The organism is Xenorhabdus sp. KK7.4, from assembly GCF_963876465.1.
GTDB classification, from domain to species: domain Bacteria; phylum Pseudomonadota; class Gammaproteobacteria; order Enterobacterales; family Enterobacteriaceae; genus Xenorhabdus; species Xenorhabdus stockiae.
In genome coordinates, this window is record NZ_CAWNQF010000130.1 from 1 (window position 1) to 3,534 (window position 3,534).

Genomic DNA, 3,534 nt, shown 5'->3' on the forward strand with positions numbered 1-3,534 from the left:
CATGAGCAACGAAAATGATGTCAACAAATTGATCCTTGATCGGCGTGATATTACGGATGATGGCTGCGACCACTCAGCCAGCTTTATCGATAATCTGAATCAGGCTGCACGGGCACGCAGTCGTCAGCCCTTCCAACCCAAACCGGAGTTACTTCAGGTTTCCCAGCCTGTAATGATATCTGAACCCCGTATCAGTATCGGTAAGCGTATCCACTATGGGCAGGCTATTGTCAGGGGAATTTATGAGTTATCCCGTCTTGGCAGAACGCCGGAGAGTATTGCTGTTTTGCTGAGAATGCCCCTCGATGCGGTCCAGCGTACTTTGGTATGCGATACGCCGAAGAAAAAGCGGATTTACAAACAGGTCATGGCTGCACCGAGACCGACTGAAAAAGCGATCATTAAACGTCTTTCGGCAGAGTCCAAGGAACAGCCATGAGCAGGCCGTCTGATTATTTGCCTGCGGGGTTACCCCACAACCGGGGATTATGGCCACAAGAATACCGTGAGTTGGAACATCTGGATTTAAGGGCCAGTCGGTTAATCAAGCAGCTCAAACTGAGGAAGATAAATCGGGCCATTATTTTCAGGGAAATTGAACAGACTTCTGATGAACACCAAGCATTTTTTAAAACACGTCTGAATTACTGGCGTGGCGTAATGAGGCTCAAAACAAAGGAATAACGATGTTAAATGTCATAAACCAAAAGTGCTTGCCAGTTATCGCTGGTGTTGAAATTACCACTGATGCAGAAGGGCGTTTCAATTTGAATGCGTTGCATAAGGCAAGTGGAGCTGGCTCCAATAAAGCACCTGCACAGTGGCTGAGAACTCAGTCAGCTAAAGAATTAGTGCAGGAATTAATTGATATGCAGAAATGCACATCGCCTGTAAATGCGGTTAAAAGCGGAGAAAACCGAGGTACTTTCGCTCATGAACTGCTGGCTGTTTCCTACGCGGGATGGATAAGTCCGACATTTCAGCTGCAGGTTAACCAGACCTTTATCGACTACCGTTCTGGCAGGTTGGTAACACTGCAATCCACTTTACCCAATGCCAAACAACTGGCGTTGATGGTCATTCAGGCCGAAGAAGAAAAAGAGCGCCTTTCACTGGCTGTGAATCAGTTAGAGCACCAGATTTTTGAAGATGCGCCGAAGGTCGAGTTTCATGACCAAGTATCAGCTTCACACGGTGCGCTCAGCATGGCACAGACCGCTAAGATTTTGGGGACGGGCAGAACCCGGCTGTTCGCGTTTCTGCGACAAATCGGCTGGATCCCCCGCCGTAATGAACCGTATCAGGAGAAAATACAGTCGGGATTGATGGATGTGAAATTAGGCAGCTGGGAACATCCAGAACGCGGCATTCAGGAATGTGTGACGTCACTGATTACGGGCAAGGGATTAACCCAATTACAACGACTGTGGGCACTGAGAAATCAGGCTAACTGAGAGAGGCAAGACCAATGAAACAATCAAACAGCTTTTTGCATTATCTGAAAGAAGAAGTGATCGGCTACTGGCAAATCCTCATTGATGAAGATTTCCGGCTCTATATGCTCGCCTTGTTCTTGCTCCTGACCTTTCCGATTTCATTGCCAGTGATGGCATTGATCCGATTTGTGTATAACTGTCTAGGGGAATAATAATGGATAAACAATTAAATAGACAAACCATGGCATACACGGCTGAAATCGAGTTGACTGGATTTATTCTCTATGGCAATTGTGATTTTCGGGCAAGCGGGCGCATTTATTGTGATGTTCATCAGCGCTGGTTTGATGGTGCTGAAATCATTACATCACCCGTTGAGAATATTCACACCTTTAATGCAGATGGATTTATCCGCACCCAGAATTCGGTTTACAAGCTCAGGATGCCTAACCATGGCTAAATCCTCTGCAGAACGTAAAGCCGCCCAACGTCAACGCCAGCAGGAGGCTGGCGTTACTAAGGTTGAATTGTTGTTCGATAACCAAGAATTGGAGATGCTTAAACGCAATTGCACATTGCGTAGACCGGGCAGGGAACCTTACGACGTGAATGAGTATCTCACCATGCTAATTCGAATGGATGACCGTTCATTAAAAAAACAGATGGCTGAACTACAGCAGCAATACTGTAAAAAATGCAATGAATCTTTACCGATGGCGGAATGCTGTTTTTCAGGTGAGGCCGCGTGTTGGAATACATGGGGCTGGCATGAACTGAAATTAACGCTATAAAGTGTTATTTCTGGCGTATCGTTGTATTTGCAGATTGTGTCTGTCCCGTATATTAAAAGTTGAATTTAATGTAGGGGGGAGATATGGGACAGTATCGGCATACAATTACCAATATTAGGCTAATGCCTCGTGATGTATTGTTACAGAAAACGACTGAAGTAATGTTGCATAAAGAGAAGCGATTTCATTATTTTTTAGATAAAGCAAAACATATACCTGAATATAGGCTCAATATTGTAGGACACTCATCCTCCTCAATGTCGGGAGACATATTATTTTCGGGAGCGTGTGCGAATAATTATAATCCTGGAATGAATCTGCGTGATTTTTGCGAAACAATCACAGCATTATTAACCGATTTTAAAAAAAGAGGGCAAAATATTCAATGTGTTAGGATAATAGGCTGTAACTCTGGATCAAGTGGGCTTGCTCAAACATTAGCTAATCATCTTGATATGCCAGTAAAAGGTTCGTTAGGGGGAGCGAGAATGTATCCAACTATGGACTTTCATCCAGAATATAATGTAACCCGTTATTTTCTTGATAAAATTGGTGATCGTAGTGGTTATTCTCAAGAAGAGAGGGACAGGCAGCGGAGGCAGGATCCTTATTATGGGTTTTATAAGTGGTATTACCCAAATCCAGAGATCGTATTTAATCAGTTTGTTGATGAGCGAAGCAAAAAATAGTCGGTAGCATAATGGATTGTAACTCGCTAAAATAATACCATCGGCCTGAACATCCGAACCTAAACTTATGCTGCTGTGCCATTACCTTAAGGGAACAAGAATGGCGCAGTACAGTTTTATCAAAATTTCCGATGACATCCTACGGCCTGCTACTCCAGCGACCAGAGAATACCTGCATTCGAAAATCAAATGCGGCGATGTGCTGCAGGCTGATTTTAAGAAGGCCCGTAATCCCCGTTTCCACCGTAAATACTTTGCCCTGCTGAATCTCGGTTTTGAATACTGGGAGCCCACTGGTGGTACGATTTCCCCCGAAGAAAAAGCGATTGTGCGAGGCTACGTACAATTTCTGGCTCACTTCGCTGGCAGTGAAGATGCCTTACAATCTGCCGCTGATGAATACCTTGCTGGTTTATCCAAAAATCGTGCTCACAATATTACGGCCACTAAATCCTTTGATGCTTTCAGGCGCTGGGTGACGGTGGAATCCGGTCACTATGACACCTATGAAATGCCAGACGGCAGCCTGTATCGAGAACCCCGTTCCGTCAGCTTCGCCAAAATGGATGAGCTGGAATTTCAGGCACTCTATCAATCCACCCTAAACGTACTGTGGAA

Annotated in this window: 8 protein-coding genes; all 8 read left to right on the plus strand. The window is 44.8% G+C overall.

Translation table 11 applies throughout. The annotated features are described in order from the left end of the window. Positions 1 to 439: hypothetical protein (locus AACS90_RS20820; RefSeq protein WP_099123616.1), on the plus strand; the 439-nt coding region annotated here is incomplete at its 5' end. Further along, positions 436 to 684, plus strand: coding sequence for a hypothetical protein (locus AACS90_RS20825; RefSeq protein WP_099123617.1), 249 nt, complete (start codon positions 436 to 438; stop codon positions 682 to 684). The genes AACS90_RS20820 and AACS90_RS20825, both read left to right, overlap by 4 nt. Before the next feature lie 2 nt (positions 685 to 686). Further along, positions 687 to 1,454 (plus strand): phage antirepressor KilAC domain-containing protein, encoded by a 768-nt coding sequence (locus AACS90_RS20830; protein ID WP_099123618.1) that lies wholly within the window; start codon positions 687 to 689, stop codon positions 1,452 to 1,454. Between the two features lie 14 nt (positions 1,455 to 1,468). Further along, positions 1,469 to 1,648 carry a hypothetical protein gene (locus tag AACS90_RS20835; protein ID WP_099123619.1) on the plus strand — a complete coding sequence of 60 codons (180 nt, stop codon included), beginning with the start codon at positions 1,469 to 1,471 and terminating at the stop codon, positions 1,646 to 1,648. 2 nt (positions 1,649 to 1,650) lie between these two features. After that, positions 1,651 to 1,896, plus strand: coding sequence for a hypothetical protein (locus tag AACS90_RS20840; protein ID WP_099123620.1), 246 nt, complete (start codon positions 1,651 to 1,653; stop codon positions 1,894 to 1,896). Next, positions 1,889 to 2,227 (plus strand): hypothetical protein, encoded by a 339-nt coding sequence (locus tag AACS90_RS20845; protein WP_099123621.1) that lies wholly within the window; start codon positions 1,889 to 1,891, stop codon positions 2,225 to 2,227. Before AACS90_RS20840 ends, AACS90_RS20845 begins: the two co-directional genes overlap by 8 nt. 83 nt (positions 2,228 to 2,310) lie before the next feature. Further along, positions 2,311 to 2,916 carry a hypothetical protein gene (locus tag AACS90_RS20850; protein ID WP_099123622.1) on the plus strand — a complete coding sequence of 202 codons (606 nt, stop codon included), beginning with the start codon at positions 2,311 to 2,313 and terminating at the stop codon, positions 2,914 to 2,916. Positions 2,917 to 3,016: 100 nt separating this feature from the next. Continuing rightward, positions 3,017 to 3,534 (plus strand): DUF1367 family protein (locus tag AACS90_RS20855; RefSeq protein ID WP_099123623.1); only part of this gene is annotated, 518 nt, incomplete at its 3' end.